The following is a 26485-nucleotide window of genomic DNA, read 5'->3' as shown; positions in this document are numbered from 1 at the left end:
GCTCTCCTTCCCTGGTCCAGGCCGGGTTGCGCCCTCTCGCCCTCTTTCCCGCGAGTTCCCGCGAGCGCATACCCCGGCCGTGCGGACGCGATGCGGACAGCCTCCTCCACCGCACATCGGCGCAGGCGAGGCGGAGACGCAGCATGTCAATGACGGTTGACATGAAGAGCTTGTCAGCTTAAGTTGACAGCATGGCAGAAACGGAAGCGGATGAGGCCGATGAAGCCGTGCACACCGCCCAGGCCGCTCTGAACGGTGATCCCACGGTCGGACTGCGGGCCGTCGCCGCGCTGCGGCGGCTCGCGGAACGACTGGAGGTGCTCCAGGTCGACAGCGCACGCCGGCAGGGCTGGTCCTGGGACGAGATCGGCGCGGCCCTCGGGGTCAGCAGGCAGGCCGTACACAAGAAGCACGCGAAGCGGACAGGGAGGTAGGGCCGATGTTCGAACGGTTCAGCAAGGAGGCGCGGGACGTGGTGATCCGCGCGCAGGACGAGGCCAACTCGCTCGGGCACGACTGGATCGGCACCGAGCATCTGCTGCTCGCGGCGCTGTACCACCCGGAGCAGCCCGGCGCGGCAACACTTGTCCGGCTCGGCATCACCACGGCGTCGTGCCGGACGGCGGTCGCGGGCGTGGTGCCGGGGGCGCAGGAGGACCTCGGCCCGGAGGATGCGGAGGCGCTGCGAGCCCTCGGGATCGACCTGGAGGCGGTCCGCAGGCGCGCGGAGGAGTCGTTCGGCGAGGGCGCGCTGGACTCCGGCCGCGCGGAACGCGGACGCAAGCGCGGCAAGGGCGAGGGCACGCTCACCCGTCATGTGCCGTTCGCCGCACGCGCGAAGAAGGTGCTGAAGCAGGCGCTGCGGGAGGCGGTGGCGCGCAAGGACCGGGGCATCGGCGTGGCACACGTGGTGCTCGGAGTGCTGCGCTCCGAGGACAACATCTCCCTCGCCCTCTTCGCCCGGCTCGGCATCGAGCCGGGGGTGGTGCGTGAGCTGGTGCTCGACGATCTGCGTGCGGCCACCTGAGGCAGCCGTGACGACTGGGGCCCAAGTGGCGTGACGCCGCGTCAACTGGCCGCAAGATAGCGGGCGGTGGCGCGCAACCGCGTACAACCCCTCGCGGTACCAACGTGTCGTACTGGGTATCCGGCGCATCGAGCCCATGCCGCTGATGCCAGGGATAGCTCGTATGAGAGCGTTCTTCACCAAAGAGGGGGAAAAATCACTATGCGTTCCAACCACTTCTCCAAGGGCGCACTGGTTGCCGCGACCACGGCGCTGGTGCTGCTGCCCGCCGGTGCGGCGTACGCCGGCAGCGGTCCGGCCACTCCGCCGTCCAACCCGCAGAAGCTGACCCGCTCCACTGCCCCCTCTCCCGAGGGGAACCCGGCGAGCAAGCTGGCGCAGGCGACCGGCGTGTGCGACGACGCCGTGCCGATCGGCGAGCGCGGACTGATCAAGCGGGGCTCGCAGACGATCGCCTCGGTCAAGCAGTTCTACTCGAAGAAGTGCAACGAGAACTACGGCTATGTATGGGTGTGGGAGAGCTTCCGTAAGACCGCGGCTCCCTATGACATCACCGCGGGCGTCTACAGCTACAGCGACGACTCGGTCCACGCCGCCAAGGCGTGGAAGGCCACCAAGCAGCAGGAGTTCTGGACGGACGGGGCGAACACGGTCGAGGACTGCACCTCCGGCGTGGGCAGTCTGCGCCCGGCGGGCTCGCCGCAGAGCTACCAGGCGTATTCCGCGAAGCGCTGCTGATCCCGTACCGCACTGCTGATCCCCGGCCGCGCAGCTGATCCCCTGCTGCACGGCTGGACGGGCCCGCGGCCGACGGGGAGCCGCAAAGCCCGGGGCCCGGCGTCACTTCGGCGCCGGGCCCCTTCCGTACGACCCGCCGTCTGCGAATACCCGCCAAGGGTGCCGGAGCCTCCTACTGTGAGCTCCCCTGTTCTGGCCGAGATGACCGGAATCTCGCTTTCTTCCGTCCGGAGGAGATCCATGCGCACCCTCTCTCCCGTCAAGGGCATCCTCGTCGCGGCAGCCTGTGCGATGGCGCTGCTGCCCGCCGGGGCGGCCCAGGCCGACAGCGGCACGCCGCCGCCCCCCTCGGCGACGGCCGGCGAGGTGACGGTCACCGCCGCCTCCCCCGAGGGCGGCCCGTCGAGCCGGGCCGTCCGGCCGGCGCGGGCGTGACAAGACGCGCGCCGAATCGGCTCGGCCGGCCACATCAGGCGTGGGCCGGACTCTTCACAGCGCCGATGCCATCCGGCGCACCGCCTCCGTCAGGATCTCGGGGGAGGTCGCCAGGTTCAGCCGTACGTGCCCCGCTCCTCCGGTGCCGAAGGCTGGACCGGAGTTGAGGGCGACCCGGCCGCGCTGCAGGAAGGCCGCGGCCGGATCGTCGCCCAGTCCCAGTGCACGGCAGTCGAGCCAGGCCAGAAAGGTGGCCTGCGGCGGCCGGTAGCCGACTCCGGGCAGGTGGTGAGCCAGCAGCTCACCCAGCAGTCGGCGGTTCCCGTCCAGTCCGGCCAGCAGGCGCTCCAGCCAGTCGGTCGCGTGCCGTAGCGCCGCCGTGTGGGCGATGACGCCCAGGTGGCTGGGGCCATGACCGACCTCCTCCGGCATGGCGGCCAGTTCGTCGGCCGCCGCACCGCCGGCGACGGCCAGCCCCGCCTTGAGCCCGGCCAGGTTCCACGCCTTGGAGGCGGACAGCAGACAGAAGGCGTTCTCGCTGCCCGGCACCGAGAGGTACGGCACGTGCCGGGCGCCCGGCAGCACCAACGGCGCGTGGATCTCGTCCGCGACCACGCGGACGCCGTACGCGGCGGAGAGCGCGGCGACATCGGCCAGCTCCTGAGCGGTGTGCACCGTGCCCGTGGGATTGTGCGGGCTGCACAGCAGATAGGCGGCGCGGCGCCCGCCCTCGGTGGCCCGGGCGAACGCGGATTCAAGGGCCTCCGGATCGAGCCGCCCCGCCTGGTCGAGCGGGGCCCTCAGCACGCGGCGGTCCAGGTGCGAGACGAACTGGTAGAAGGGCGGGTAGACGGGCGGGTTGACCACCACGGCGTCGCCCGGGCCCGTCACCAGCTTGAGTACCTCGACGACGCCGAGCATCACATCGGGGACGATCGCGGTGCGCGCTGCCGGGACCTCCCAGCCCCAGCGGCGGCGCGCGAAGCCGTCCCAGGCGTCCGCGTAGCCGGTACCCGCCGGGTAGCCGGTGTCGCCCAGCCGCACCGCCTCGCCTATCGCCTCGGCGACCGGCTCCGCCAGGTGTACATCCATCTCCGCCACCCACAGGGGCAGCACATCGGGGTCGTAGGTGCGCCATTTCATGCTCGTACGGCGGCGCAGTTCCTCCAGGGTCGGCCAGCGCAGAGGGTTGGACAACTTCAGCTCCTTCCGGTCGTCGTGGTCCGGCGGGTGGGAAGCCGGTCCGGGTGGTGCGGCGTAGGTCACGGGGGCGGGGTAGCGGGCCCGGTACGGGTGACTATGAGGCATCATTCCGGCCATGGGGATAGTCGCCGGACTGGACAGTTCAGCCGAGTACACAAGCATCGTCGTCTGTGACGCGGAAACAGGCGCGGTCGTCAGGCACGGCCACGCCGAGCACCCGGCCGAGCGCGACGACCCGCAGTCGTGGCTGCGCTCCCTCGGTACGGCGGCGGGCGGCGGGCAGCTCGCCGACGTGCAGGCGATCGGCGTCTCCGCTCAGCAGCAGGGCCTCGTCGCGCTGGACAGCACCGGGTCGCCGGTCGGGCCCGCGCTGCTCGGCAACGACCAGCGGGTGCAGACGGCGGCGGCCGACCTGATGGACGCGCTCGGCGGGCGCGAGGCGTGGGCACAGGCCGTCGGTACCGTCCCGCAGGCCGCGCACCCCGTCTCCAAGCTGCGCTGGCTGGCCCGCGAGCAGCCGGACGCGGCGCGGCAGGTCACCGAGATCATGCAGCCGCACGACTGGCTGGTCTGGCAGCTGCTGGGCCGCCCGGCACGGCGGGTCACCGACCGCGGGGACGCGTCGGGCACCGGCTACTGGTCGGCGGCGACCGAGTCGTACCGGCCCGATCTGGTGGAGCTGGCGCTCGGCCACCAGGTGGGGCTCCCCGAGGTGATCGGCCCGGCGCAGCCCGCCGGGCACACCCCCGAGGGGCTGCTGATCTCCGCCGGTACGGGCCAGACGATGGCCGCCGCCTTCGGGCTCGGTGTCGGCCTCGGCGACGTGGTGATCTCGCTCGGCGCCACCGGCTCCGTGTGCGCCGTCCACCACGAGGCGCTCGTCGACCCCACCGGCACCATCACCTCCTACGCCGATGCGACCGGGCTGCACCTGCCGGTGGTACGTACGCTCAACGCGACGCGCGTGCTGCGCGGCGCCGCCGGCATGCTCGGCACCGACCTGGAGGGCCTCTCCGAGCTGGCGCTGACCTCCACCCCCGGGTCCTCGGGGCTGGTGCTGCTGCCGTATCTGGAGGGCGAGCAGACGCCGCAGCTGCCGCATACGGCGGGCTCGCTGCACGGGCTGCGGCGCGAGAGCATGAAGCCCGAATTCCTGGCGCGGGCGGCCGTCGAGGGGATGCTGTGCGGGCTGGCGGACGCGCTGGAGGTGCTGCGGGGCCGCGGGGTGTCCGTACGGCGGGTCTTCCTGCTGGGCCAGGCCGCGGGGCTGGCCGCCGTCCGGGACGCGGCGCCCGCGCTGCTGGACGCGCAGATCGTGGTGCCCGAGCCCGCCGACTACGCCGCGATCGGCGCTGCCCGGCAGGCGGCATGGGCGCTCTCGGGCTCCGGCTATCCGCCCCAGTGGCCCGCCGCGGCCTGCCAGGTGTTCGAGGCGGGCGAGGACCTGGCCGTCGGCCAGGCGGTGCGGCAGCAGTACGTGACCGTGCGCGAGGAGATGTACCCGGGGGCCTTGACCCGGACGTATCAGGGGGCCGTGCCCGCGTAGGCCGTTCCCTTTGCAAGGACTTGGCCCTGGAAGCACCGGAAACAAACAAAAAGAGCGGCGGGAGTGAGGCGCACACTTGTACGCTCTTTCACTTCCGCCCTCATTGCGTTCACCCCTCACTGATCGACCGAGGAAATCCGTGTGCTGATCCGCCTCCTCCGCGCCCGGCTGCGCCAGTACCAGCGGCCGATCGCGCTGCTGGTGCTGTTGCAACTCATACAGACGAGCGCCACGCTCTATCTGCCCACGCTCAACGCCGACATCATCGACAACGGTGTCGTACGCGGCGACACCGGTTACATACTGCGCTTCGGCAGCCTCATGCTGGCCGTCTCCGTGGTGCAGGTGGTCTGCAACATCGGCGCCGTCTATCTGGGTGCGCGTACCGCCGCAGCGGTCGGCCGCGACATCCGTGCGGGCGTCTTCGACCGGGTGCAGTCGTTCTCGGCCCGCGAGGTCGGCCAGTTCGGCGCACCCTCCCTGATCACCCGCACCACCAACGATGTGCAACAAGTACAGATGGTCACGCTGATGGCCTTCACGCTGCTGGTCTCCGCGCCGATCATGTGCTTCGGCGGCATCTTCATGGCGCTCGGCCAGGACGTACCGCTCTCCACCGTGCTGCTGGGCGTGGTGCCGGTGCTCGGCATCGCCGTCGCGCTGATCGTGCGCCGGATGCGGCCGCTGTTCCGGTCCATGCAGCAGCGGCTGGACAACGTCAACCGCATCCTGCGCGAGCAGATCACCGGTGTCCGCGTCATCCGCGCCTTCGTCAAGGACGACTACGAGCGCCGCCGCTTCCACGAGGCCAACACCGAGCTTTCCGATGTGCAGCTGCGCACCGGGCAGTTGATGGCGCTGATGTTCCCCGTCGTGATGACCGTGGTGAACGTCTCCAGCGTCGTCGTGGTCTGGTTCGGGGCGCACCGCATCAGCAGCGGTGACATGGAGATCGGCTCGCTGACCGCGTTCCTCGCCTATCTGATGCAGATCGTGATGGCGGTGATGATGGCCACCTTCATGTTCATGATGGTGCCCCGCGCGGAGGTGTGCGCGGAGCGCATCCAGGAGGTGCTGGAGACCGAGTCCAGCGTCGTACCGCCCACCGCACCGGTCACCGCGCTGCGCCGGCACGGCCATCTGGAGCTGCGGGGCGCAGGGTTCGGCTACCCCGGCGCCGAGGCGCCGGTGCTGCGCGGCATCGACCTGGTGGCGCGGCCCGGCGAGACCACTGCCGTGATCGGCTCCACGGGCAGCGGCAAGACGACGCTGCTGGGCCTGGTGCCCCGGCTGTTCGACGCGACAGAGGGCCAGGTGCTGGTGGACGGCGAGGACGTACGCACCCTGGACCCGGAGCTGCTGGCGAGCACTGTGGGCCTCGTACCGCAGCGTCCGTATCTCTTCTCTGGGACGGTCGCCACGAATCTGCGCTACGGCCGGCCGGACGCGAGCGACGAGGAGCTGTGGGAGGCCCTCGAGGTCGCCCAGGCCAAGGACTTCGTGGAGCGGATGGAAGGCGGTCTGGACGCGCCGATCGCCCAGGGCGGCAGCAACGTCTCCGGCGGGCAGCGGCAGCGACTGGCCATCGCCCGGGTGCTGGTGCACCGGCCGGAGATCTATCTGTTCGACGACTCGTTCTCCGCACTGGACTACGCGACCGACGCGGCGCTGCGGGCAGCGCTCGCCCGTCAGACCTCGGACGCGACGGTCCTCATCGTCGCCCAGCGCGTGGCGACCATCCGGAACGCCGACCGCATTCTCGTCCTGGACGAGGGCCGCGCCGTGGGCATGGGCCGGCACCACGAACTGATGGAGAGCAACGAGACGTACCGGGAGATCGTTCTCTCCCAATTGACGGAGAGTGAGGCCGTGAGCGACGCACGCACCACCGCCCGGCTCCAGACAGCAGCGATAGCCGCACCTCTGCGTGGTGCGGGCGGAGAAGCGAACCAGAAGGGCACAGCATGAGTGGGCCCGGGGGGATGGCTGGGGCGGCGCCGCCGCGGCGGTCCATGGACTTCAAGGGGTCGGGCAGGCGACTGCTGCGGCAGTTCCGGCCGGAGCGCGGCCGACTGCTGCTGATGCTGGCCGTACTCGTCGTCAGCGTCGGGCTGAGCGTCGTCGGCCCGAAGATCCTCGGGCATGCCACGGATCTGGTCTTCGGCGGCTTCATCGGGCAGAAGCTGCCTGACGGGCTCACCAGGGAGCAGGCACTGGAGGGCCTGCGGCAGCGCGGGGACGGCGGCACTGCGGACATGCTCTCCGGGATGGACTTCACGCCCGGCCAGGGCATCGACTTCGGCGCCGTGGGCACGGTGCTGCTAGTGGTCGTCGCCGTCTACGCCGCGGCCGGGCTGCTGATGCTGTGGGCGGGGCGCATATCCTCCCGCGTCATCACCCGCACCGTCTTCAGGCTGCGGGAGCGGGTGGAGGCCAAGCTGGGACGGCTGCCGCTGTCCTATCTGGACGGGCAGTCGCGCGGCGAGGTGCTCTCGCGGGTCACCAACGACATCGACAATCTGGGCCAGGCGCTCCAGCAGACCATGGGCCAGCTCATCAACTCGCTGCTGACGATCGTCGGTGTGCTGGGTGTGATGTTCTGGATCTCGCCGCTGCTGGCGCTGGTCGCGCTGGTGACGGTGCCGTTGTCGGCGCTGGTCGCCACGCGGGTGGGCAAGCGCGCACAGCCGCAGTTCGTCGACCAGTGGAAATCGACCGGCGCGCTGAACGCGCACGTCGAGGAGATGTACACCGGGCATGCGCTGGTAAAGGTCTTCGGGCGGCAGCAGGAGTCGGCCGAGGTCTTCGCCGAGCAGAACGGGAAGCTCTACGAGGCCGGATTCAAGGCCCAGTTCATCAGCGGGATCATGCAGCCCGCGATGATGTTCGTCGGCAACCTCAACTACGTCCTGGTGGCGGTCGTCGGCGGGCTGCGGGTGGCTTCGGGGGCGCTGTCCATCGGTGACGTACAGGCGTTCGTGCAGTACTCGCGGCAGTTCAGCCAGCCGCTCACCCAGGTCGCCTCGATGGCCAACCTCGTCCAGTCCGGGGTGGCCTCGGCCGAGCGGGTCTTCGAGATCATCGACGCCGAGGAACAGTCCCCCGACCCTGACGAGGCACACGCCGAGCGGCCGTCCGAGCCGCGTGGCCGGGTGGAGCTGAAGAGCGTCTCGTTCCGCTACACCGAGGACAAACCGCTGATCGAAAACCTGTCGCTGGCGGTCGAACCCGGTCAGACGGTGGCGATCGTCGGTCCCACAGGCGCCGGCAAAACCACCCTGGTCAATCTGCTGCTGCGGTTCTACGAGGTACGCGACGGCCGCATACTGCTGGACGGTACGGACATCGCGGCCATGTCCCGCGAGGAACTGCGCGCCGGTATCGGCATGGTGCTCCAGGACACCTGGCTGTTCGGCGGCACCATCGCGGAGAACATCGCGTACGGGGCCCAGGGGACAACCCGCGAACAGGTGGAGGAAGCCGCGCGGGCCGCGCACGCGGACCGGTTCATCCGCACCCTGCCGAACGGCTACGACACGGTGCTGGACGCCGAGGGCGACAGCGTCAGCGCGGGTGAGAAGCAGCTCATCACCATCGCCCGCGCCTTCCTCTCGGACCCGGTGATCCTGGTGCTGGACGAGGCGACCAGCTCCGTCGACACCCGTACCGAGGTGCTGATCCAGCGCGCGATGGAGCGGCTGGCCTCGGACCGCACCAGCTTCGTGATCGCCCACCGCCTCTCCACCATCCGGGACGCGGACGTGATCCTGGTGATGGAGAACGGCTCGATCGTCGAACAGGGCACCCACGAGAGCCTGCTGTCCGCGGACGGCGCTTACGCGCGGCTGTACCACTCCCAGTTCGCGGCGGCGGTGGCGGAAGTGGACTGAAAACGCCCGCTCCTCCCGGCCGAAGGCTGGGGGGAGGTACCGAACCGGCCGTGACCCGCGAGAAGCACCAGCGGGCCACGGCCGGAACGCGGAACGGAGAAACCGAAGCTCAGCCGCCGAGCTTGTCAGCCGCAGCCTGAATGTCCGAGGCGAACGTGCTGACCTCGGTGTACACGCCGGGCTTGCCCGGCCGCGCACAGCCGTCGCCCCAGCTCACGATGCCGACCTGCACCCACTCACCGGCGTCGTCCTTGCGGAACATCGGTCCGCCGGAGTCGCCCTGGCAGGAGTCGACACCACCGGTGTCCATCTTCCCGGCGCACAGCTCCTCGTCCTCGACGAGGTTGGAGTAGGCGGTCTTGCAGGTGGCGTCGTCCACGAACGGCACCTGGGCCTTGAGCAGGTACCTCTGCTGCTCGCCGCCCTCCTTGTCGGCGCCCCACCCGGCGATGGTGAAGTCGCCCTTGTTGAGGGAAGCGTCCTTGGCCATGGGCAGGGTCGGCTGGTCGATGGGCTTGTCCAGCTTGACGAGGGCCCAGTCCTTGCCCGTGCCGTTGTAGCCGGGCGCCTGGACGACCTCGGTGGACTTGGCCGTCTTGGCGGCCGGGTCCTCCAGGTCGACGACCCCGCCGGTGGCGGTGATGCTGGTGTCGGGGCCGCTGCCGTCGACACAGTGGGCGGCGGTCAGCACGATGTCCTTGGTGAGCAGCGAGCCGCCGCAGCCCATGGACAGCCGCACCATGAAGGGGAATTCGCCCTGCTCCGCCTTGGTGCCGCCGACGATGGTGGCGCTCGGGTCACCGCCGCCGGGGCCGTCGGTCGGCATCGCGGAGGCGACCGAGGGGCTGAGGCTGAAGGCGGCGAGCGCGACGGCGCCGACGGCGGTGACTCTCTTGAGGTGCTTCGCGGTGTGTATCCCGGTGTGCTTCAACGGGCTTCCTCTCGTGGGGGGTTGCTCGCGAACCCGAACCGCCGCCCGTTTTGCGTAGATCATGCTCATGCCAATCGACTAGCAGCATGCGCCGCAAGACATCCTGTCGGCGGGGGCCGGTCCGCGAAATGCTGCCGCGATTATGGAGAGGGCCCGAACACGCTGACAAGAGCGCCTCATTCAGCCAGCATCGATCACCTTCGGTCAGGCATCAGTCCAAATAGCCCCGAAGTTGGTCGGCGAAGGCGTGATCCCGCAGCTTGGTGAGGGTCTTGGACTCGATCTGCCGGATCCGCTCCCGGGTGACGCCGAAGAGCCGGCCGATCTCCTCAAGTGTGCGCGGCCTGCCGTCGATCAGCCCGTACCGCAGTTGCACCACCTTGCGTTCGCGCTCGCCGAGGGTGGAGAGCACCGCCTCCAGATGCTCGCGCAGCAGCAGGAAGGCGGCCGACTCCACCGGGGAGGGCGCGTCGCCGTCCTCGATGAGGTCGCCGAGGTTGACGTCGTCCTCCTCGCCCACCGGTGCGTGCAGCGACACGGGTTCCTGGGCGAGCCGCAGCACCTCGCTCACCCGCTCCTCCGACAGGTCGAGCTGCGCTGCGACCTCCTCGGCCGTGGGCTCGTAGCCGCGCTCCTGGAGCATCCGGCGCTGCACGCGCACCACCCGGTTGATCAGCTCGACGACATGCACCGGGACGCGGATCGTCCGGGCCTGGTCGGCCAGCGCGCGGGACATCGCCTGGCGGATCCACCAGGTCGCGTACGTGGAGAACTTGTAGCCGCGTGCGTAGTCGAACTTCTCCACCGCGCGGATCAGCCCCAGGTTGCCCTCCTGGACGAGGTCGAGCATGGTCAGGCCGCGGCCCACATAGCGTTTGGCGACGGAGACCACCAGCCGCAGGTTCGCCTCTATGAGCCGGCGCTTGGCAACCCTTCCCTGCACCACGAGCCGGTCGAGGTCGAGCGCGAGCTGTCCGTCCAGGCTGGGCGTGCCCGCCAGCTTCTCCTCCGCGAACAGTCCCGCCTCCACGCTGCGGGCCAGTTCCACCTCCTCGGCGGCGGTCAGCAGGGGGATACGGCCGATCTCGCGCAGGTACTGGCGGAAGAGATCCGCCGAAGGGCCGGTTGCGGACAGCTCCCGCTGCGGCGCGACCGGCTCCGGCTCGGCCTCGGCCTCAGGCGCACCGCCTTGCGGCGGCACGGTCTCGGACGGCTCGGTCCGGGCAGGGGGCGCCTGGGCCGGGGCCTCGGCCAGGGCGCCGTCCGGCACATCAGCGGCCGGTACGGGCACGGGCACCTCGAAGGCGGGCTGTTCCGGGTGTTGCTCCGGGCGCGCGGGGGGCGCCGACGGCGCGGGACCCGGGGCCAGGGGAGCGGTCGGGGCGGCGAGAAGCGCCGCTTTCAGGGTCTGGGTCTGCACGGGGGCGACCTCCAGTGTGATCGCTGCCGGTTCGGGGGCGGCGTGCGTGACGGGGACGGCTGCGGCCGGGCCGCGCTCCATCCCGTACGAAACGTGCGGATCCGCGGGGGACTTTGGCCCGTTCTGGCCAGCACCGCCCCGCTCCGAGGACTCAGGCACCGCCCACCAGTGTGGGGTACGACACATGCCCGCCACGAGAGGCGTGCGAGCAGTTTTTCCGCCAAACGTCACCCTGAGCGCACGGTTCGCTACGCATGTTCCTGGGAGCAGGGTGTGCCCGGCGCCTCTTGCCTACCCGGCGTGGGCGCTGCGCTTGCCCACCCTGCGCCCTGGGGGTACCCCCTGCTCGAAGAGCTTGGGGGAGCGCCCGCAGCCCGCATGCAAGGTCAGAGGCACCCCCTCACCGGCCCAACGGAGGGGCGGGGCCGTCAGAGCGCCGCCGCGCCCCTCTCGCGCAGGGCGACGTCGTACTGCAGCAGCGTCCACCTTTCCTGGCGCACTGCTGCCGACTGCTCGTACTCCTGGCGGGCCTCCAACCGCATGGCCACGCTCTCCAGTTCGGTGATGCGGGCGTTGACGGCGGCGCGGCGTACGGCGACCAGATGCTCGCCCGCGTACGCCTCGTCGACCTCGCGGTTGCGGGCGCTGCGCAGCGGTTCGACGGCCAGCTCGGTGATCAGCGAGCGCACCGCGTCGTCCGGCGCCGCGTCCCGGACCCGGCCCAGATAGCCGCTGTCCCCGATCCCGGCCTCGGCGCCGCCGGCCGCCTCCAGCGCCTGCCGCACCACGGCGTACGGCGGAGCGGTGAACTCGTCGGCCCCGTAGGCGTCGAAGGCGGGCGAGACCAGCTCGGGGCGCTGGAGCGCCAGCTTGAGCAGCTCGCGCTCGACGCGGTGTGCGGGGCTGCGCAGGTTCAGCGCCGGGCCGCGGGGCACGAACGGGGCCTGTACGGCGGGGGATTCGGCGGCGCGGGAGGCGCGGGCCGCCGCGCGCGGGGGCGCCTGGCCGCGCTCGCGCGCCCACCGGGCGAGCTGGGCGACGCGGCGGACGACGAACTCCTCGTCCACGATGCCGAGCAGCCCGGCCAGCCGTACCGCATAGCCGCGCCGGATGGAGGGGTCCTTGATCTGGGTGACGACCGGCGCGACCTCTTCCAGCGCCGCCGAACGCCCCTCCGCCGTATCGAGGTTGTGCCGGTCCACGATCGAGCGGATGGCGAAGTCGAAGAGCGGGGTGCGGCTCTCCACCACCTTGGCCACCGCCTCGTCGCCCTGCGCCAGACGCAGATCGCACGGGTCCATACCGCCCGGCGTCAGCGCGATCCAGGTGCGGGCCGCGAACTTCTGGTCGTCCTCGAAGGCACGCAGCGCCGCCTTCTGGCCCGCCGCGTCGCCGTCGAAGGTGAAGACGACCTCCGACTGGGCGTTGTCCATCAGCACCCGGCGGAGGATCTTCACATGCTCCCCGCCGAAGGCGGTGCCGCAGGTGGCGATGGCCGTGGTGACGCCGGCCAGATGGCAGGCCATCACGTCCGTGTAGCCCTCCACCACGACGGCGCGGTTGGCCTTGGCGATCTCGCGCTTGGCCAGATCGATGCCGTAGAGGACCTGGGACTTGCGGTAGATGGGGGTCTCCGGGGTGTTGAGGTACTTCGGCCCCTGGTCGTCCTCGCGCAGCTTGCGCGCGCCGAAGCCGACGACGTCCCCTGTGATGTCCCGGATGGGCCACATCAGCCGGCCCCGGAAGCGGTCGATGGGCCGCCCGTTGCGCGCCTCCTGGGCGAGCCCGGAGAGCGTCATCTCCTTGTCGGTGAAGCCCTGCCCGCGCAGATAGCGCACCAGATGGTCCCAGCCGGCCGGGGAGTAGCCGATGCCGAAGTGCCGCGCCGCCTCCTGGTCGAAGCCGCGGTCGGCGAGGAAGCGGCGGCCGATCTCCGCCTCGGGCCCGTCGAGCTGCTCGGCGTAGAACCGGGCCGCGATCTTGTGGGCCTCCACCAGCCGGGTGCGCTCGCCCTGCTGCGAGGCGCGGCCGTAGCCGCCCTCCTCGTAGCGCAGCGTGATACCGGCGCGGGCCGCGAGCCGCTCGACGGCTTCGGAGAAGGACAGGTGGTCGACCTTCATCACGAAGTCGAGCGTGTCCCCACCCTCCTGGCAGCCAAAACAGTGGTACAGCCCCTTGCTCGGGCTCACATGGAAGGAGGGGGACTTCTCATCATGAAACGGGCACAGCCCCTTGAGGTTGCCGCCGCCCGCGTTACGGAGCTGGAGGTACTCCGACACCACGGAGTCGATCGGGACCGCGTCCCTGACCGCCTTCACGTCCTCGTCGTTGATCCTCCCAGCCACGCCCCCGAGTCTACGGGCCGCCGCTGACATGGCTGCCCCCTCCTGGAGGGGGCGCCCTCTCAGGGTCGGGGGATGTTCCGTAGGTTCGAGCGTGCCATCTGCACCATCCGCCCCACTCCCCCGTCCAGCACCGTCTTGCCGGCGGAGAGCGCGAAGCCGCTCAGCTGCTCGCGGGTGATCTTCGGCGGGAGGGAGAGCGCGTGCGGGTCGGTCACGATGTCGATCAGTGCGGGCCCCTTGTGCCTGAGCACGTCGCGGAGGGCGCTGCGCAGCTGCTTGGGCTTCTCGACGCGGACGGCGTGCGCGCCCGCGGCCCGGGCGAGGGCCGCGAAGTCGGGATTGCGGTTGTACGTGCCGTGCGCCGGCATGCCGTCGACCATCATCTCCAGCTCGACCATCCCGAGCGAGGAGTTGTTGAACAGTACGACCTTGACCGGCAGTTCGTACTGGACCAGCGTGAGGAACTCCCCCATCAGCATGGCGAAGCCGCCGTCCCCGGACATGGAGATGACCTGGCGGTTCCGGTCGAGGAACTGGGCGCCGACGGCCTGCGGCACGGCGTTGGCCATCGAACCGTGGCTGAACGAGCCGATCACCCGGCGCCGCCCGTTCGGGGTGATGTAGCGGGCCGCCCATACGTTGCACATTCCGGTGTCGACGGTGAAGACGGCGTCGTCCGCCGCCTCCTCGTCCAGCACCGATGCCACGTACTCGGGGTGGATGGGGGTGTGCTTCTCGACGTTACGGGTGTACGCCTTGACGACGCCCTCCAGCGTGTCGGCGTGCCTCTTGAGCATCCGGTCCAGGAACCTGCGGCTCGCCTTGGCCCGGACCCGCGGGGTGAGGCAGCGCAGCGTCTCGCGGACGTCGCCCCAGACGGCGAGGTCGAGGCTGGTGCGGCGGCCGAGGTGCTCGGGGCGCACATCGACCTGGACGATCTTGCAGTTCTTCGGCAGGAACGCGTTGTACGGGAAGTCGGTGCCCAGCAGGATCAGCAGATCGCACTCATGGGTGGCCTCATAGGCGGCGCCGTAGCCGAGCAGTCCGCTCATGCCGACGTCGTAGGGGTTGTCGTACTGGATCCACTCCTTGCCGCGCAGCGCGTGCCCCACCGGAGCCTTGAGCCGCTCGGCGAACTCCATGACCTCCTCGTGCGCGCCCGCGGTGCCCGCGCCGCAGAACAGGGTGATCTTCTCCGCGTCGTCGATCATGCGCACCAGCGCATCGACCTCCGCGTCCCCGGGGCGCACGGTGGGGCGCGAGGTGACCAGCGCATGTTCGACGGGACTCTCGGGCGCGGGTTCCGAGGCCAGATCTCCGGGGAGCGCGACGACGCTGACGCCCTGCCGGCCGACGGCGTGCTGGATGGCGGTCTGCAGCACCCTGGGCATCTGCTGCTCGCTGGAGATCAGCTCGCTGTAGTGGCTGCACTCGACGAACAGCCGGTCCGGGTGGGTCTCCTGAAAGAAGCTGGTGCCGATCTCGCTGCTGGGGATGTGCGAGGCCAGCGCGAGAACGGGCGCCATCGAGCGGTGCGCGTCGAACAGCCCGTTGATCAGGTGGAGGTTTCCGGGGCCGCAGGAGCCGGCGCACGCGGCGAGCTTTCCGGTGAGCTGCGCCTCGGCGCCTGCCGCGAAGGCAGCCGCCTCTTCGTGCCGGACCTGGATCCAGTCGATGGCCGGGGTACGCCGGATGGCGTCGACGATCGGATTGAGGCTGTCCCCCACCACGCCGTATAGGCGCTCCACTCCGCAGCGCACCAGGGTGTCGACGAACTGCTCGGCCACCGTCTGCTTCGCCATCGCTCACTCGTCCTTAGCTCGCCGCATGCCGAAGGGCGGCGGTACGGGGCAACGCTCCTGCGCGGATCTCTTACGAAGGCAGATCTCTCACGAAGAACGTATGCCCCATCCGCCGCCCCGGCATCACGCGAACCGCCCGCCCGGCGGCTACGCGGGATCGGCCGCCCCTCCGGCTGCACCCGTCGCCCCAGCCGTTCCCGCACCATTCGTGGTGCCCAGCGACTCCAGCGGCACACCCGGGTCGGCCAGCGCATGCGGATCCACCCGGACGCCGGAACGGATCAGGTCCTGGATGGGGCCGGTCACGTCCCACACATTGGCGTTCAGCCCGGCCAGCACCTGGTTGTCGCGCAGCCAGAAGGCGATGAACTCGCGCTTGCCCACATCGCCCCGGCACACCACCTGGTCGTAGGAGCCGGGCGGGGCGTAGCCGGAGTACTCCATACCGAGGTCGTACTGGTCGGAGAAGAAGTACGGCACCCGGTCGTAGGAGACGTCCTTGCCGAGCATGGCGCGTGCTGCGGCGGGGCCGCCGTTGAGGGCGTTGGCCCAGTGCTCCACCCGCAGCCGTTCGCCGAGCATCGGGTGGGCCACGGCAGCGGCGTCGCCGGTGGCGTAGATGTCCGGGTCGCTGGTGCGCAACGAGGCGTCCACCGCGATGCCGCCGCCCGGGCTCGTGGCCAGCTCCAGCCCCGCCACCTCGGCCAGCGTGGTCCGCGGCGCTGCGCCGATGGCGGCCAGCACGTCGTGCGCCGGGTGCTCGTCACCGTCGTCGGTGCGCACGCTCTGCACCATGCCGTCGGTGCCGGTGATCTCGGTCAGCCGGGCGCCGAAGTGGAAGCGGACGCCGTGCTCGCGGTGCAGATCGGCGAAGAGGGAGCCCAGCTCGGGGCCGAGCACGGTGTGCAGCGGGGTGGGCTCCGGCTCGACGACGGTGACCTCGGCGCCGTACGTCCGCGCCGCTGCGGCCACCTCCAGGCCGATCCAGCCGGCGCCGGCGATGACCAGATGGCCGTTCTCCTGGCCGAGCGCGCTCAGCACCCCGCGCAGCCGGTCGGCGTGCGCCAGCCTGCGCAGGTGGTGGACGCCCGCCAGATCGGTGCCGGGGATCTCCAGGCGGCGCGGCTCGGCGCCGGTGGCCAGCAGCAGCTTGTCGTAGTGGATACGTGTGCCGTCGCCCAGCCGGACCGACTTGCCCGCCCGGTCGAGCTGCACCGCGGGCTGCCCCAGATGGAGTTCGATGTCGGCACCCGCGTACCAGGCGGGTTCGTGCACGAAGACGCTGTCACGTTCGTCCGAACCGGTGAGATAGCCCTTGGAAAGCGGGGGGCGTTCGTAGGGATGGTCGCGCTCGTCGCCGATCAGGATGACGCGGCCGGTGAACCCTTCCGCGCGCAGGGTCTCGGCGGCTTTCGCCCCCGCCAGCCCCCCACCGACGATGACGAACGTACGGTGTGCGTCGACCACTTGAAGCCTCCTCCTCGAAGACGCTGCCCCCTGCGGGCCGTGCTGTCCCCCGTCGTCCACACGTGAGCGTCCCGCATCGGGGCAGGCGCGGGAAGAGGCAGGGGGCATGGATGGGACGTACGGGCGCCCCGGTGAGTTCCGTGGCGCCGGGCGGACCAGGAGCGCTGTCCAGTGGGACGGACGTCCCTCGCGCCGCCCTCGTGGATCGTCCGGACCGCCCTCGCGCCGCCCTCGTGGATCATCCGCGCTGCCTCCGGGTGGTCAGCGCCTGGTGCAGGGAGCGGGCCGCGGCGTCGGTGAGTGTGGAGATCTGGTCGACGACCACGCGCAGCCGTGCCGCGTCGGGCTCCGCGGAGGCGTCCGCCTCGGCGTACAGGTCCGCGTACTGCGGGTCCAGGCCCTCGGGTGCCCGGGCCAGCAGCGCTTCGGCCAGCTCGTGGACGACGACGCGCTGCTCGCTGCGGAGCCGCTCCAGGTCGGGGCGCTGCATCACATAGCGGTCGGCGACCGCCTTGAGGACGGCGCACTCCAGCCACGACGTCTGCGGGACGATCAGTTCGGCGGCGTACCGGGTCATCGGGCCCGAGCCGTAGGCGGCGCGGGTCGCGGCCTCGGCGGCCAGGCAGAACCGGCCGATGAGCTGGCTGCTGGCGTCCTTGAGCCGGGCCTGGGCGCGGGCCGTGCCGTCGTAGCTGTACGGCCACCACTCCTGCGCCAGCAGCCGGTCGAGCGCGGCGGCCAGCTCGCCGTCCCCGGCACCGGGGGCATACCGCTCGGCCGCGGCGGCGAACACCTCGGTCCGGTCGGGTCCGGCCCGCAGCATGCGCGGGTCCAGATGTCCGGCCCTGATGCCGTCCTCCAGGTCGTGCACCGAATAGGCCACATCGTCCGACCAGTCCATGACCTGCGCCTCGAAGCACGTACGGCCCTCCGGTGCGCCCTTGCGCAGCCACTGGAAGACGGGCAGGTCCTCCTCGTAGACACCGAACTTCGGCGAGGCCGGTTCCACCGGGTGCTCACCGCGCCGCCACGGGTATTTGGTGGCGGCATCCAGCGCGGCACGCGTCAGATTGAGGCCGACGTACGGCTGACCGTCCGGCTCCTCGGAGAACCGCTTAGGCTCCAGCCGGGTCAGCAGCCGCAGCGACTGCGCGTTCCCCTCGAAGCCGCCGGCCGGTGCGGCGATCTCGGCCAGCACGGTCTCACCGTTGTGCCCGAACGGCGGGTGGCCAAGATCGTGGGCCAGGCATGCCGTCTCGACCAGATCGGGGTCACAGCCCAGCGCGGCACCCAGCTCGCGGCCCACCTGGGCGCACTCCAGGGAGTGCGTCAGCCGGGTGCGCGGCGTCGCGTCCCAGGCGGGGCTGGCGCTGCCCGGGGCCACCATCTGGGTCTTGCCCGCCAGTCTGCGCAGCGCGGCGGAGTGCAGGACGCGGGCGCGGTCACGCTGGAAGGCGGTACGCCCCGGCCGCTTGTCCGGCTCCGGTACCCAGCGCTCGACGTCGGCAGGCACATAGCGCGGCACCGGCGGTGCGCCGCCCTCTGCCGCGGGTGTGCCGTAGCTGGCATCCATACGCCGACGGTAACCGGAGGGCGCGGCCTCAGGGCTGCTGCGCGGGCCGCGTCTCCTCCTCGACCCAGCGCAGATAGTCCGCGCTGCCGCGGACCACAGGGGTGGCGATGATCTCCGGCACGTCGTACGGATGGGCCTCGCGCAGGTACGTCTCCAGCGCGTCGTACCGCGCGGCGCTCGTCTTGAACAGCAACTGCCATTCGGGGTCCGTCTGCACGGCACCCTCCCACCGGTACACCGAGGTGACGGGTCCGGTGAGCTGCGCGCACGCCGCCAGCCTGCGCTCGATCGCCGCTGCGGCGAGCGCTTTGGCCTCCTCCTGGGAGCTGGTCGTCGTCAATACGGTGAGGATCTCGGCCATCCGCCCACCGTATCGGGCACCCGGGTGGGACGGCCGAAACGTTCAAGACGGTCCGGCCAGGGCGCCCTAGCGTGGCCGTATGACACCTCGTTTCGACCTCATCGGTATCGTCACCTCCGACTTGGCCGCCTCGCTGGCCTTCTACCGGCAGCTCGGCCTCGACATCCCTGCGGACGCGGACACACAACCGCATGTGGAGTGCACCGTGCCCAGCGGCGTACGGATCGCGTGGGACACCGAGGAGACCGTCCGCTCCTTCGACCCGATCCGGCCGGCACCGCCACGGGGTGCCGGCCGGATCGGGCTGGCCTTTCTGTGCGACTCGCCCGCCGAGGTCGACAAGCTGTACGGAGAGCTGACCGGCGCCGGTTACGAGGGCCACCACGCCCCGTGGAACGCCGCCTGGGGACAGCGCTACGCCGTCGTACTCGACCCGGACGGCAACGGGGTCGACCTGTTCGCCCCGCTCGGCTAGGGCTGCGCCCCGTCAGGGGCGCGGGGAACTGCTCCCCTGGGGGTACCTCCCGGCCGGAGGCTGGGGGACTCCGGCCGGGAGGTGCCCCCACAAGCCACAACGGACCCGCAGCGCGCAACCTACGGCCAGGGGCACCCCCTTTCCGGAACAACGGAGGGGCGCGGCGAGACCCGCAGATACGGCCTAGCCGCTCTTGCGGAGCAGCTCCGTCATCGGCGCACCCGCCAACGCGCGGACTTCGCGGGCCAGATGGGCCTGGTCGGCGTACCCCGCACGCACCGCGGTCTCGGCGAGAGGCGTGCCGGCTGTGGCCAGGCCCAGCGCCCGCTGCATCCGCAGCACCCGGGCCAGCGTCTTGGCGCCGTATCCGAAGGCGTCCCGGCATCGGCGGTGCAGCTGACGTTCGCTCAGCCCGACGTGGCGGGCGACCTCGGCGACCCCGGCACCGTCCCGCAGTTCCGCGACGACGGTCTCCACCAGTGCGGCGCCGCGCGGGTCGGCGGCAGCGTTCCGCTCGGCGGTCAGCCGTCCCGCCGCAATGCTCTCCAGCGCCGCGAGCGGGTCACGGGCCTGCGCGACCCGCTCGTGCAGCTCGCGCACCTGCTTGCCCGGCCACAGGTCGGCGAGCGGTATTCGCTGGTCGCGCAGCTCCCAGGCGGGTGTACCGAAGACGCGTGGACCCGTCCCCGGAGGCAGTCGGAGGCCGTACACCCCCAGGCGCAGGCGTTCGGTGGTCGGATACGCGCGGGTGTCCGGCCCGGCGACGACCAGTTGGCCGTTCCTCAGCAGCAGATCCATGCAGCCGTCGGGCAGCACCCGTCCGGTCGTCCCCGGGGGCGCGGGAGCGCGGGTCCACGCCACGGCGCCGCGCAGCCGCGAGGCCCGCTCCTCGTACGGTGCCCGTTCCTCGTGCATGTCCCCAGGATGCACCCGCCCACTGACACCGTTGCCGGGCGAGCTGGCGGCTCGGTTTGCCGGGGAGAGCGGACGGCTCAGCCCGCGGTGAGCCCCGCGAGGTACGCCGTGGGGCTGACGCCGCGCAGCCGTTTGAAGGCGGCGCTCAGGGCGAAGCCGTCCGCGTACCCCACCCGCCGGGCGACCGCCCCCAGGGTCGCCCCCTGCTCGCGCAGCAGCCGGGCCGCCAGGTCGATGCGCCAGTGGGCGAGGTAGGTCATGGGTGGCTCGCCGACCAGTTCGGTGAAGCGCCGGGCGAGGCTCGCCCGGGACACCCCGGCCTTGGTCGCGAGCGCCGCCACCGTCCAGGCGTGCCCGGGCTGCTCGTGCAGCAGCCGCAGCGCCACCCCGACCACGGGGTCGCTCTGTGCGCGGTACCAGGCGGGGGCGCGCGCCTCGGGGCGGGCGAACCAGGCGCGCAGCACCGAGACCAGCAGCAGGTCCAGCAGCCGGTCGAGGACCATCTGCTGGCCCGGCGCGTCCTTGACGACCTCTGCGGCGACCAGCGGCATCAGCCCCGAATCCCACTCCCGCCTGCGCAGCACCAGCACGGGCGGCAGCGCATCGAGCAGCCGTGCGCTGAGGTCGCCGTGCAGCTGGTAGTTGCCGCTCAGCAGCACGGTGGGATCGTCCATGCTGCGGCCCCAGGTGCGCACCCCCAGCGCGAGCTCCTCGCACATGTCGACCCCGTCCGGGGTGGTGCAGCAGTCGCCCGGCTGGATCAGCAGTCCCGGCTCGGTCGCCGGGTCGTCGGCGAGCACATACGGCGCAGGGCCGCGCAGCACCGCCACATCGCCCGGCGTCATCCGTACCGGCCGAGGGTCCTCGGAATGCCGGACGCAGCCCTCGCCCCGCAGCATGGCCGCCACCGACAGCGGGGTGCCGTCCTGCACGCGCACGGCCCACGGTGGCGCGAGCAGCACCCGGTGGAAGAGCCCGCCCCGCGCCCGGGCCCCGCTCAGCACGTCGGTGAGCGCCTCGGTCAGCCCGTCGGTCTGCTCAGCCTGTTGCGTACTTCTCGCGCTCTGTGGAACGACTGCCGTCACAACAGCAGCTTAGACGCGCGGACATGGAGCTGAGCCGCTGAGCAATGTTCCGGGCCACCCGAAGAGCGTTGGCTGGAGCCATGACACAGCACACGCCGATGAACACAGCAATGACAGCGAACACCGCGGAGCAGGAGAGCGCACCGGCCCCGGTCCTCGTTCTGTGCGGCACCGGTAAGAACGGCAGCCGGGTCGTCGAGCGGCTTCGCGAGCGTGGCCACCCGGTACGCGTGGGCTCCCGCTCCGGACAGCCGCCGTTCGACTGGGAGTCCCCCGCCACCTGGGACGCCGCGCTGGAGGGAGTGGGCGCCGTTTTCATCGTCTGCCAGCCCGATGTGGGCGCCCCGGGGACCGCGGACGCGGTACGCGCGTTCGGGAAGCGCGCCGCACGAGCCGGGGTGCGACGGCTGGTACTGCTCTCGGCACGCGGCGAGGACCTGGCGCTCCCGACGGAGCAGGCGGTAAGGGAAGCGGGCACGGAGTGGACGATCCTGCGCACGAGCTGGTTCTTCCAGAACTTCAGCGAGGGCGTCTTCCTGCCGTACGTCATGGCGGGCGAACTGCCCTTCCCCGCAGGCGATGTACGCGAGCCGTTCATCGACGCGGACGACATCGCCCAGGTGGCCGTGACCGCGCTGACGGAAGAGGGTCAGCACGGTCGGGTCCACGATCTGACGGGGCCGCGTCTGCTCAGCTTCGGGGAGGCAGTCGCCGAGCTGGCCGCAGCCGGCGGGCCGACGGTGCGCTATGTGCCGGTCCCGCCCGAGGAGTACGCCGAGTGGCTGGCCGGGCAGGGCCTGGAGCCGGAACTGGTGGCGTTCCTGAGCGAGCTGTTCACCCAGCTCATGGACGGGCGCAACGCGGTCGTCTCGGACGGTGTCCGGGAGGTGCTGGGCCGCCCGGCCCGGGACTTCGGCGACCTCGCACGGGAGGCGGCGGCGAAGGGCGCGTGGCAGGGCTGACCATCCGGGCGGGGCGGGCCCTGCGGAGGGTATCCGCAGCGGCACCGCGGGTCGCCCGGTTGCATCGTGTGCCGTGCGGGGCACGATGGATGCATGGACGATGTCACCGCACTGGCAGCCGAGCACATGGCGCTGGCAAGGAAAGACCCGCACGGCCGCAGCGCGTACCTCTTCCTGCACGACGGACCGCTGCGGCAGTCCGTCATCGCACTGACGAAGGGCTCGTCGCTGGAGGAGCACAACACGCCTCCCGCGATGAGCGTCCACGTCCTCCAGGGCAGCATCCGGCTCACCGAGGGCACCGCCGACCAGGACGTCGGCACCGGGCAGATCCAGCGGGTGCCGCATCTGCGGCACGGGGTGCTCGCGCTGGAGGACACGGTGTTCATCCTGACCGCGGTGACGGGCACCGACTGACCGACTGCCGGCCGCTCCTGGCCACGCTGCCCGCTGCTCCTGGCCAGGCTGACGGTGCGCCTGGTCAGGCCCCTTCGCGGGCCTTCCACTCCGCAATGCGGTGCAGTACCGAACGCAGCGCCAGGTCGTAGCCGAAGATGCCGTGTCCGGAGACCATTCCCTGGCACACGGGCGCGGTCACCGAGGTGTGCCGGAAGGGCTCACGGGCGTGCACATTGGAGATGTGCACCTCCACGCACGGGATGCCGAGCCCGGCGACGGCCTCGATGGCATCGCGAAGCGCGTAGCTGTAGTGCGCGTAGGCACCGGGGTTGAAGACGATGCCGTCGTCGCCGCTCCGGGTGCCGTGGACGAAGTCGATGAGCGCTCCCTCGCTGTTGCTCTGCGCGCAGCGCACCTCGGCGCCCAGCTCCTTGCCGAGCGCCGTGGTGCGCTCTTCGACATCCCGCAGGGTGGTGCTGCCGTAGGTGGCCTGGTCGCGCTCGCCGAGCAGGTTGAGGTTGGGACCGTGCAGGAGCAGCACGCGCGGTGCCACAGAGGGCGCGACGGAGGGCACAGCAGAGGGAGAATTCGCGTTCATGGGTGCAGCCTAGAGCCCGCAGGGCGGCCGGGCCCGGGCCCCGGTGCGGCTGACCTCGACCGACGGGGGGCGTGCCGCTAGCCTCCACAGGTGAGGGGGGCTGACCGAGGCGAGGAGCAGGGCGAGCGATGGGCTGGACAGCGCGGAACATCCCGGACCAGAGCGGCCGTACGGCGGTCGTGACCGGCTCCAACAGCGGCATCGGCCTCGTGACGGCCCGGGAGCTGGCGCGCCGCGGCGCCCGTGTGGTGCTGGCCTGCCGGGACGAGGAGCGCGGCGGCCGGGCGCGGGACGAGCTCGTCCAGGAGCTGCCGGAGGCGGGGCCGCGCACGGAGCTGCGCCGGCTCGACCTGGGCGACCTGGCGTCGGTACGGGCGTTCGCCAAGGAGCTGCCGGACGACCGGGTGGACCTGCTGATCAACAACGCGGGCGTGATGGCGTTGCCGTACGGCAGGACGGCGGACGGCTTCGAGCGGCAGTTCGGCGTCAACCACCTGGGGCACTTCGCCCTCACCGGACTGCTGCTGGACCGGCTGCTCGCCGCCCGCGCACCCCGCGTCGTCACCGTCTCCAGCAGCATGCACGCGCTGGCCAACATCGACATCGCGGACCTCAACAGCGAGCACTCCTACCGCCGCTGGATCGCCTACGGCCGCTCCAAGACCGCCAATCTGCTCTTCACCCACGAGCTGGCCCGCCGCCTGGCCGACACCCCGCTCGTCGCCGCGGCCGCACACCCCGGCTACGCGGCCACCAATCTGCAGGCCGCCGGGGCGCGTATGGAGGGCAGGAAGGCCGTCGAGCGGGTGATGTCACTGGGCAACAGGGTTTTCGCACAGTCGGCCGAGGCGGGCGCGCTGCCGACGCTGTACGCGGCAACGGCCCCCGGGGTGGCCTCCGACTCCTTCACGGGGCCACGGCTGCTGGGCTGGCGGGGTGCCCCGGCGCCGTCCTGGCGGGCCCCCTGGACGCTCAGCGATGTGGCGGCCGAACGGCTGTGGGCGGCCTCGGAACAGCTGACGGGGGTCGCCTACGGGGTGCCTTCGTGATCCGGGTGCTGGTCGTCGACGACGACTTCATGGTGGCCCGGCTGCACAGCACGCTGGTCTCCCGGGTGCCCGGGTTCGAGGTCGCGGCAGTGGCGCACAGCGGTGCGGAGGCACTTGGGCTGGTGCGGGAGACCGCGCCCGATCTGGTGCTGCTGGATCTGTATCTGCCCGATGTGAGCGGGCTGGAGGTGCTGCGGCAGCTGCGCGGTGCCGGCGCGCCCGGCGGCGGTCCCGACGTGCTGGTGATCACGGCAGCCAGGGACGCGGAGAGCGTACGGGCCGCACGGCACGGCGGCGCCGTGCAGTACGTCGTCAAACCGTTCGAGGGGCGCCTGCTGAGCGAGCGGCTGGAGCGGTACGCGCAGGAGCGGCGGGAGTTCGAGTCGCTGACCGCGCCCGGCCAGGAGGAGCTGGACCGGGTGTTCTCCGGCGGCGGTACGGGCGCACCGGATGCGGCAGCGCGAGTTCCCGAGGGCGCTGCCGTGGTCACCCGTACGGCCCGTGCCCGCGCACTGCCCAAGGGGCTGACCGAGCAGACGGCTGCCCTGGTGCGTGCCGCGCTCGACGCCAGCCCGCGGGAGACGGGTCTGTCCGCCTCCGAGTGCGCCGAGCACAGCGGGCTGTCCCGGGTGAGCGCCCGTCGCTATCTGGAGCACTTCGTCGCGACCGGCACGGCACGGGTGACGCTGCGGTACGGCACGACAGGCCGCCCCGAGCGCCGCTTTCACCGGGTGTGAGACGGCGGCGCGGAGGGCGGCCTGCCATGGAGTCGCGGGTCAGACCTTGGTGAAGCACATGGTGTAGTCGGCGCCGCGGTTGCTCGAATACTGGATGCCGTAGTTGTACTTGGCCGGGCACTCCTTGCCGGGCCCGTAGAGGCGCTCACCGGTCTTGTACTCGGCCTCGGACGAGCCGCACTCGACGATCGTGGGCAGCGGGTCCTCCTTGGTGCCCTCGATCTTCACGCAGTCGCCCTCCTGGGGGTCGTGCGTCTTGTCCTCCTTGGCCTGTGCGGACTGCGACGCCTCCGCCTTCGCCTTCCCGCCGTTGGGGTCGGTGTTGTACTTGTACACGTACCAGGCCCCGCCACCGAATATCGCCAGCACGACGATGGCGGCGATCAGTCCGCGCAGCGGGCTCGCCTGCTGACGGCGCTGCGGACCGCCGGGAGGCGGCGGGTAGCCGTGGGGCTGGTTCTGGTACGGCGATGGTGCGGACATGGGTCCCCCGAGAGGTGATCGCTGATCCTTGCGCTAATGCGCGAATGTTCGCGGTTACTGTAAGGGCTCCCCCACGCACCTCTCACCGCACCCCCCGGCAATGCTTTCGCCCGTCGTTGCGTTGACGTCAGCGTCAACCCATAGCGTGCCGAGCACCGTACGAGAGCACGGCAGTGCACCGCGGGAGAGCACGCGGAAAGGAGGGCCGCATGCGCATCGGAGAGCTCGCAAAGCGCGCCGGTACGACCACGCGGACCTTGCGCTACTACGAGTCACGGGGCCTGCTGACCGTGGCGCGGGACGCGCACGGGTACCGCACGTTCGGCGAGGACGATCTGCGGGTGCTGCGGCAGATCAGGACGCTGCAGGAGAACGGCTTCGAGCTGGAGGAGACCCGGCCGTTCGTGGAGTGCCTGCGCGCCGGTCACCCGGCGGGCGACTCCTGCCCGGACTCGCTGGACGTCTACCGCCGCAAGCTCGCCGAACTGGACGCGTGCATGGCCGAACTGCGCTCCGTACGGGACGAGGTCGCCGCACGGCTGGCCCGCGCCGAGGTCGAGGCAGCGGCGGATTCGCCGCACGGCCCCGAACCGCGGTGCGAGCTGAGCCCGCACGACCCGTTGCCGGACACACGTGAGAGACGCGAGGGAGACAACGGCCCATGAGCACAACAACCGCACACCTGAGGGAAGTCACGGACGCGACGTTCGCCGAGGAGGTGCTGCGCTCCGACATCCCGGTACTGGTCGACTTCACCGCCGAGTGGTGCCCGCCGTGCCGGATGGTCGCCCCGGTGCTCGCCCAGCTCGCCGAGGAGCGCGCGGGCACCCTGAAGGTCGTCTCCCTGGACGTGGACCGCAACCCCGAGACCCAGGCCGCCTACGGCGTTCTCTCGATGCCCACCCTGGTCCTCTTCCGCGACGGCGAGCCCGCTCGCTCGGTGGTGGGCGCCCAGCCCAAGCGCCGCCTGGTGGAGCAACTGGGTCTGGACGAGACGCACTGAAGCAACGCGATGCAACCCGGCGCAACGCTGAAGCAATGCGA

At 71.3% G+C, this 26485-nt stretch carries 26 protein-coding genes; 14 read left to right on the top strand and 12 right to left on the bottom strand.

Annotation, left to right across the window (positions count from 1 at the left end; all coding sequences use genetic code 11):
* Positions 1–191 precede the first annotated feature (191 nt).
* From ACTWQF_RS23610 to ACTWQF_RS23595, 4 genes are all read left to right on the top strand, one after another.
* On the top strand, positions 192–434 hold the full coding sequence (locus ACTWQF_RS23610) for a hypothetical protein (protein ID WP_443248480.1): 243 nt from the start codon (positions 192–194) through the stop codon (positions 432–434).
* A 5-nt stretch (positions 435–439) separates the two neighbouring features.
* The gene (locus ACTWQF_RS23605) at positions 440–1027 is read left to right on the top strand and encodes a Clp protease N-terminal domain-containing protein (RefSeq protein WP_443281638.1); all 588 of its coding nucleotides are present in this window, start codon (positions 440–442) and stop codon (positions 1025–1027) included.
* Between the two features lie 201 nt (positions 1028–1228).
* Complete coding sequence (locus tag ACTWQF_RS23600) at positions 1229–1765, top strand: hypothetical protein (RefSeq protein ID WP_443281637.1); 537 nt, start codon at positions 1229–1231, stop codon at positions 1763–1765.
* Between the two features lie 240 nt (positions 1766–2005).
* Positions 2006–2200, top strand: coding sequence for a hypothetical protein (locus ACTWQF_RS23595; protein WP_443281636.1), 195 nt, complete (start codon positions 2006–2008; stop codon positions 2198–2200).
* Between the two features lie 54 nt (positions 2201–2254).
* On the opposite strand, the gene ACTWQF_RS23590 is transcribed toward ACTWQF_RS23595, so the two are convergent.
* On the bottom strand, positions 2255–3343 hold the full coding sequence (locus ACTWQF_RS23590) for a MalY/PatB family protein (protein WP_443281702.1): 1089 nt from the start codon (positions 3341–3343) through the stop codon (positions 2255–2257).
* Positions 3344–3518: 175 nt separating this feature from the next.
* Between ACTWQF_RS23590 and ACTWQF_RS23585 the strand changes: the two genes are divergently transcribed.
* The 3 genes from ACTWQF_RS23585 (at position 3519) to ACTWQF_RS23575 (ending at position 8839) form a co-directional block, all read left to right on the top strand.
* Positions 3519–4949, top strand: coding sequence for an FGGY family carbohydrate kinase (locus ACTWQF_RS23585; RefSeq protein WP_443281635.1), 1431 nt, complete (start codon positions 3519–3521; stop codon positions 4947–4949).
* Between the two features lie 141 nt (positions 4950–5090).
* Positions 5091–6917 (top strand): ABC transporter ATP-binding protein, encoded by a 1827-nt coding sequence (locus ACTWQF_RS23580; protein ID WP_443281634.1) that lies wholly within the window; start codon positions 5091–5093, stop codon positions 6915–6917.
* Positions 6914–8839 (top strand): ABC transporter ATP-binding protein, encoded by a 1926-nt coding sequence (locus ACTWQF_RS23575; protein ID WP_443281633.1) that lies wholly within the window; start codon positions 6914–6916, stop codon positions 8837–8839. The genes ACTWQF_RS23580 and ACTWQF_RS23575 overlap by 4 nt, the downstream gene beginning before the upstream one ends.
* Before the next feature lie 109 nt (positions 8840–8948).
* Here ACTWQF_RS23575 and ACTWQF_RS23570 read toward each other — a convergent pair whose 3' ends face one another.
* From ACTWQF_RS23570 to cutA, 7 genes are all read right to left on the bottom strand, one after another.
* The gene (locus tag ACTWQF_RS23570; protein ID WP_443281632.1) at positions 8949–9770 is read right to left on the bottom strand and encodes a S1 family peptidase; all 822 of its coding nucleotides are present in this window, start codon (positions 9768–9770) and stop codon (positions 8949–8951) included.
* Positions 9771–9981: 211 nt separating this feature from the next.
* Positions 9982–11271 (bottom strand): RNA polymerase sigma factor, encoded by a 1290-nt coding sequence (locus ACTWQF_RS23565; RefSeq protein ID WP_443281631.1) that lies wholly within the window; start codon positions 11269–11271, stop codon positions 9982–9984.
* 347 nt (positions 11272–11618) lie between these two features.
* Positions 11619–13535: a DNA primase gene (gene dnaG / locus ACTWQF_RS23560; protein ID WP_443281630.1), complete on the bottom strand. Its 1917-nt coding sequence runs from the start codon at positions 13533–13535 to the stop codon at positions 11619–11621.
* 59 nt (positions 13536–13594) lie between these two features.
* Complete coding sequence (locus ACTWQF_RS23555) at positions 13595–15337, bottom strand: pyruvate dehydrogenase (protein ID WP_443281629.1); 1743 nt, start codon at positions 15335–15337, stop codon at positions 13595–13597.
* Positions 15338–15484: 147 nt separating this feature from the next.
* Complete coding sequence (locus ACTWQF_RS23550; protein WP_443281628.1) at positions 15485–16804, bottom strand: NAD(P)/FAD-dependent oxidoreductase; 1320 nt, start codon at positions 16802–16804, stop codon at positions 15485–15487.
* Between the two features lie 238 nt (positions 16805–17042).
* On the bottom strand, positions 17043–18377 hold the full coding sequence (locus ACTWQF_RS23545) for a deoxyguanosinetriphosphate triphosphohydrolase (protein WP_443281627.1): 1335 nt from the start codon (positions 18375–18377) through the stop codon (positions 17043–17045).
* Positions 18378–18405: 28 nt separating this feature from the next.
* Positions 18406–18738, bottom strand: a complete 333-nt coding sequence (gene cutA, locus ACTWQF_RS23540) for a divalent-cation tolerance protein CutA (RefSeq protein WP_443281626.1) — start codon at positions 18736–18738, stop codon at positions 18406–18408.
* A gap of 79 nt (positions 18739–18817) precedes the next feature.
* Here cutA and ACTWQF_RS23535 point away from each other — a divergent pair, with 79 nt between their 5' ends.
* A complete protein-coding gene (locus ACTWQF_RS23535; RefSeq protein ID WP_443281625.1) occupies positions 18818–19213 on the top strand; it encodes a VOC family protein in 396 nt (131 codons plus the stop codon).
* 183 nt (positions 19214–19396) lie between these two features.
* On the opposite strand, the gene ACTWQF_RS23530 is transcribed toward ACTWQF_RS23535, so the two are convergent.
* Both ACTWQF_RS23530 and ACTWQF_RS23525 read right to left on the bottom strand, forming a co-directional pair.
* Positions 19397–20128, bottom strand: a complete 732-nt coding sequence (locus ACTWQF_RS23530; RefSeq protein WP_443281624.1) for a helix-turn-helix domain-containing protein — start codon at positions 20126–20128, stop codon at positions 19397–19399.
* Between the two features lie 77 nt (positions 20129–20205).
* Entirely contained in the window at positions 20206–21153 is a 948-nt protein-coding gene (locus tag ACTWQF_RS23525; RefSeq protein WP_443281701.1) for an AraC family transcriptional regulator, read from the bottom strand.
* Between the two features lie 170 nt (positions 21154–21323).
* On the opposite strand from ACTWQF_RS23525, the gene ACTWQF_RS23520 reads away from it, so the two are divergent.
* Positions 21324–22175 carry an NmrA family transcriptional regulator gene (locus ACTWQF_RS23520; protein ID WP_443281623.1) on the top strand — a complete coding sequence of 284 codons (852 nt, stop codon included), beginning with the start codon at positions 21324–21326 and terminating at the stop codon, positions 22173–22175.
* Between the two features lie 93 nt (positions 22176–22268).
* Complete coding sequence (locus ACTWQF_RS23515) at positions 22269–22592, top strand: cupin (protein WP_443281622.1); 324 nt, start codon at positions 22269–22271, stop codon at positions 22590–22592.
* Between the two features lie 64 nt (positions 22593–22656).
* Here the strand turns inward: ACTWQF_RS23515 and aroQ are convergent, their stop codons facing one another.
* The gene (gene aroQ / locus ACTWQF_RS23510; protein WP_443281621.1) at positions 22657–23172 is read right to left on the bottom strand and encodes a type II 3-dehydroquinate dehydratase; all 516 of its coding nucleotides are present in this window, start codon (positions 23170–23172) and stop codon (positions 22657–22659) included.
* Positions 23173–23300: 128 nt separating this feature from the next.
* Between aroQ and ACTWQF_RS23505 the strand changes: the two genes are divergently transcribed.
* Together ACTWQF_RS23505 and ACTWQF_RS23500 are read left to right on the top strand one after the other, a co-directional pair.
* Positions 23301–24221 (top strand): oxidoreductase, encoded by a 921-nt coding sequence (locus tag ACTWQF_RS23505; RefSeq protein ID WP_443281620.1) that lies wholly within the window; start codon positions 23301–23303, stop codon positions 24219–24221.
* A complete protein-coding gene (locus tag ACTWQF_RS23500) occupies positions 24218–24958 on the top strand; it encodes a response regulator (RefSeq protein ID WP_443281619.1) in 741 nt (246 codons plus the stop codon). The genes ACTWQF_RS23505 and ACTWQF_RS23500 overlap by 4 nt, the downstream gene beginning before the upstream one ends.
* A gap of 39 nt (positions 24959–24997) precedes the next feature.
* Here ACTWQF_RS23500 and ACTWQF_RS23495 read toward each other — a convergent pair whose 3' ends face one another.
* Positions 24998–25441, bottom strand: a complete 444-nt coding sequence (locus ACTWQF_RS23495; RefSeq protein WP_443281618.1) for an LppU/SCO3897 family protein — start codon at positions 25439–25441, stop codon at positions 24998–25000.
* A 209-nt stretch (positions 25442–25650) separates the two neighbouring features.
* Here ACTWQF_RS23495 and ACTWQF_RS23490 point away from each other — a divergent pair, with 209 nt between their 5' ends.
* Both ACTWQF_RS23490 and trxA read left to right on the top strand, forming a co-directional pair.
* Positions 25651–26106 (top strand): MerR family transcriptional regulator, encoded by a 456-nt coding sequence (locus ACTWQF_RS23490; RefSeq protein ID WP_443281617.1) that lies wholly within the window; start codon positions 25651–25653, stop codon positions 26104–26106.
* Positions 26103–26444, top strand: coding sequence for a thioredoxin (gene trxA, locus ACTWQF_RS23485; protein ID WP_443281616.1), 342 nt, complete (start codon positions 26103–26105; stop codon positions 26442–26444). Before ACTWQF_RS23490 ends, trxA begins: the two co-directional genes overlap by 4 nt.
* The last annotated feature ends 41 nt before the right edge of the window (positions 26445–26485 follow it).

Origin of the sequence: Streptomyces sp. 8N114 (assembly GCF_052245835.1) — a bacterium.
Taxonomy (GTDB): Bacteria; Actinomycetota; Actinomycetes; order Streptomycetales; family Streptomycetaceae; genus Streptomyces.
This window is presented reverse-complemented; position numbering and strand designations above follow the sequence as displayed.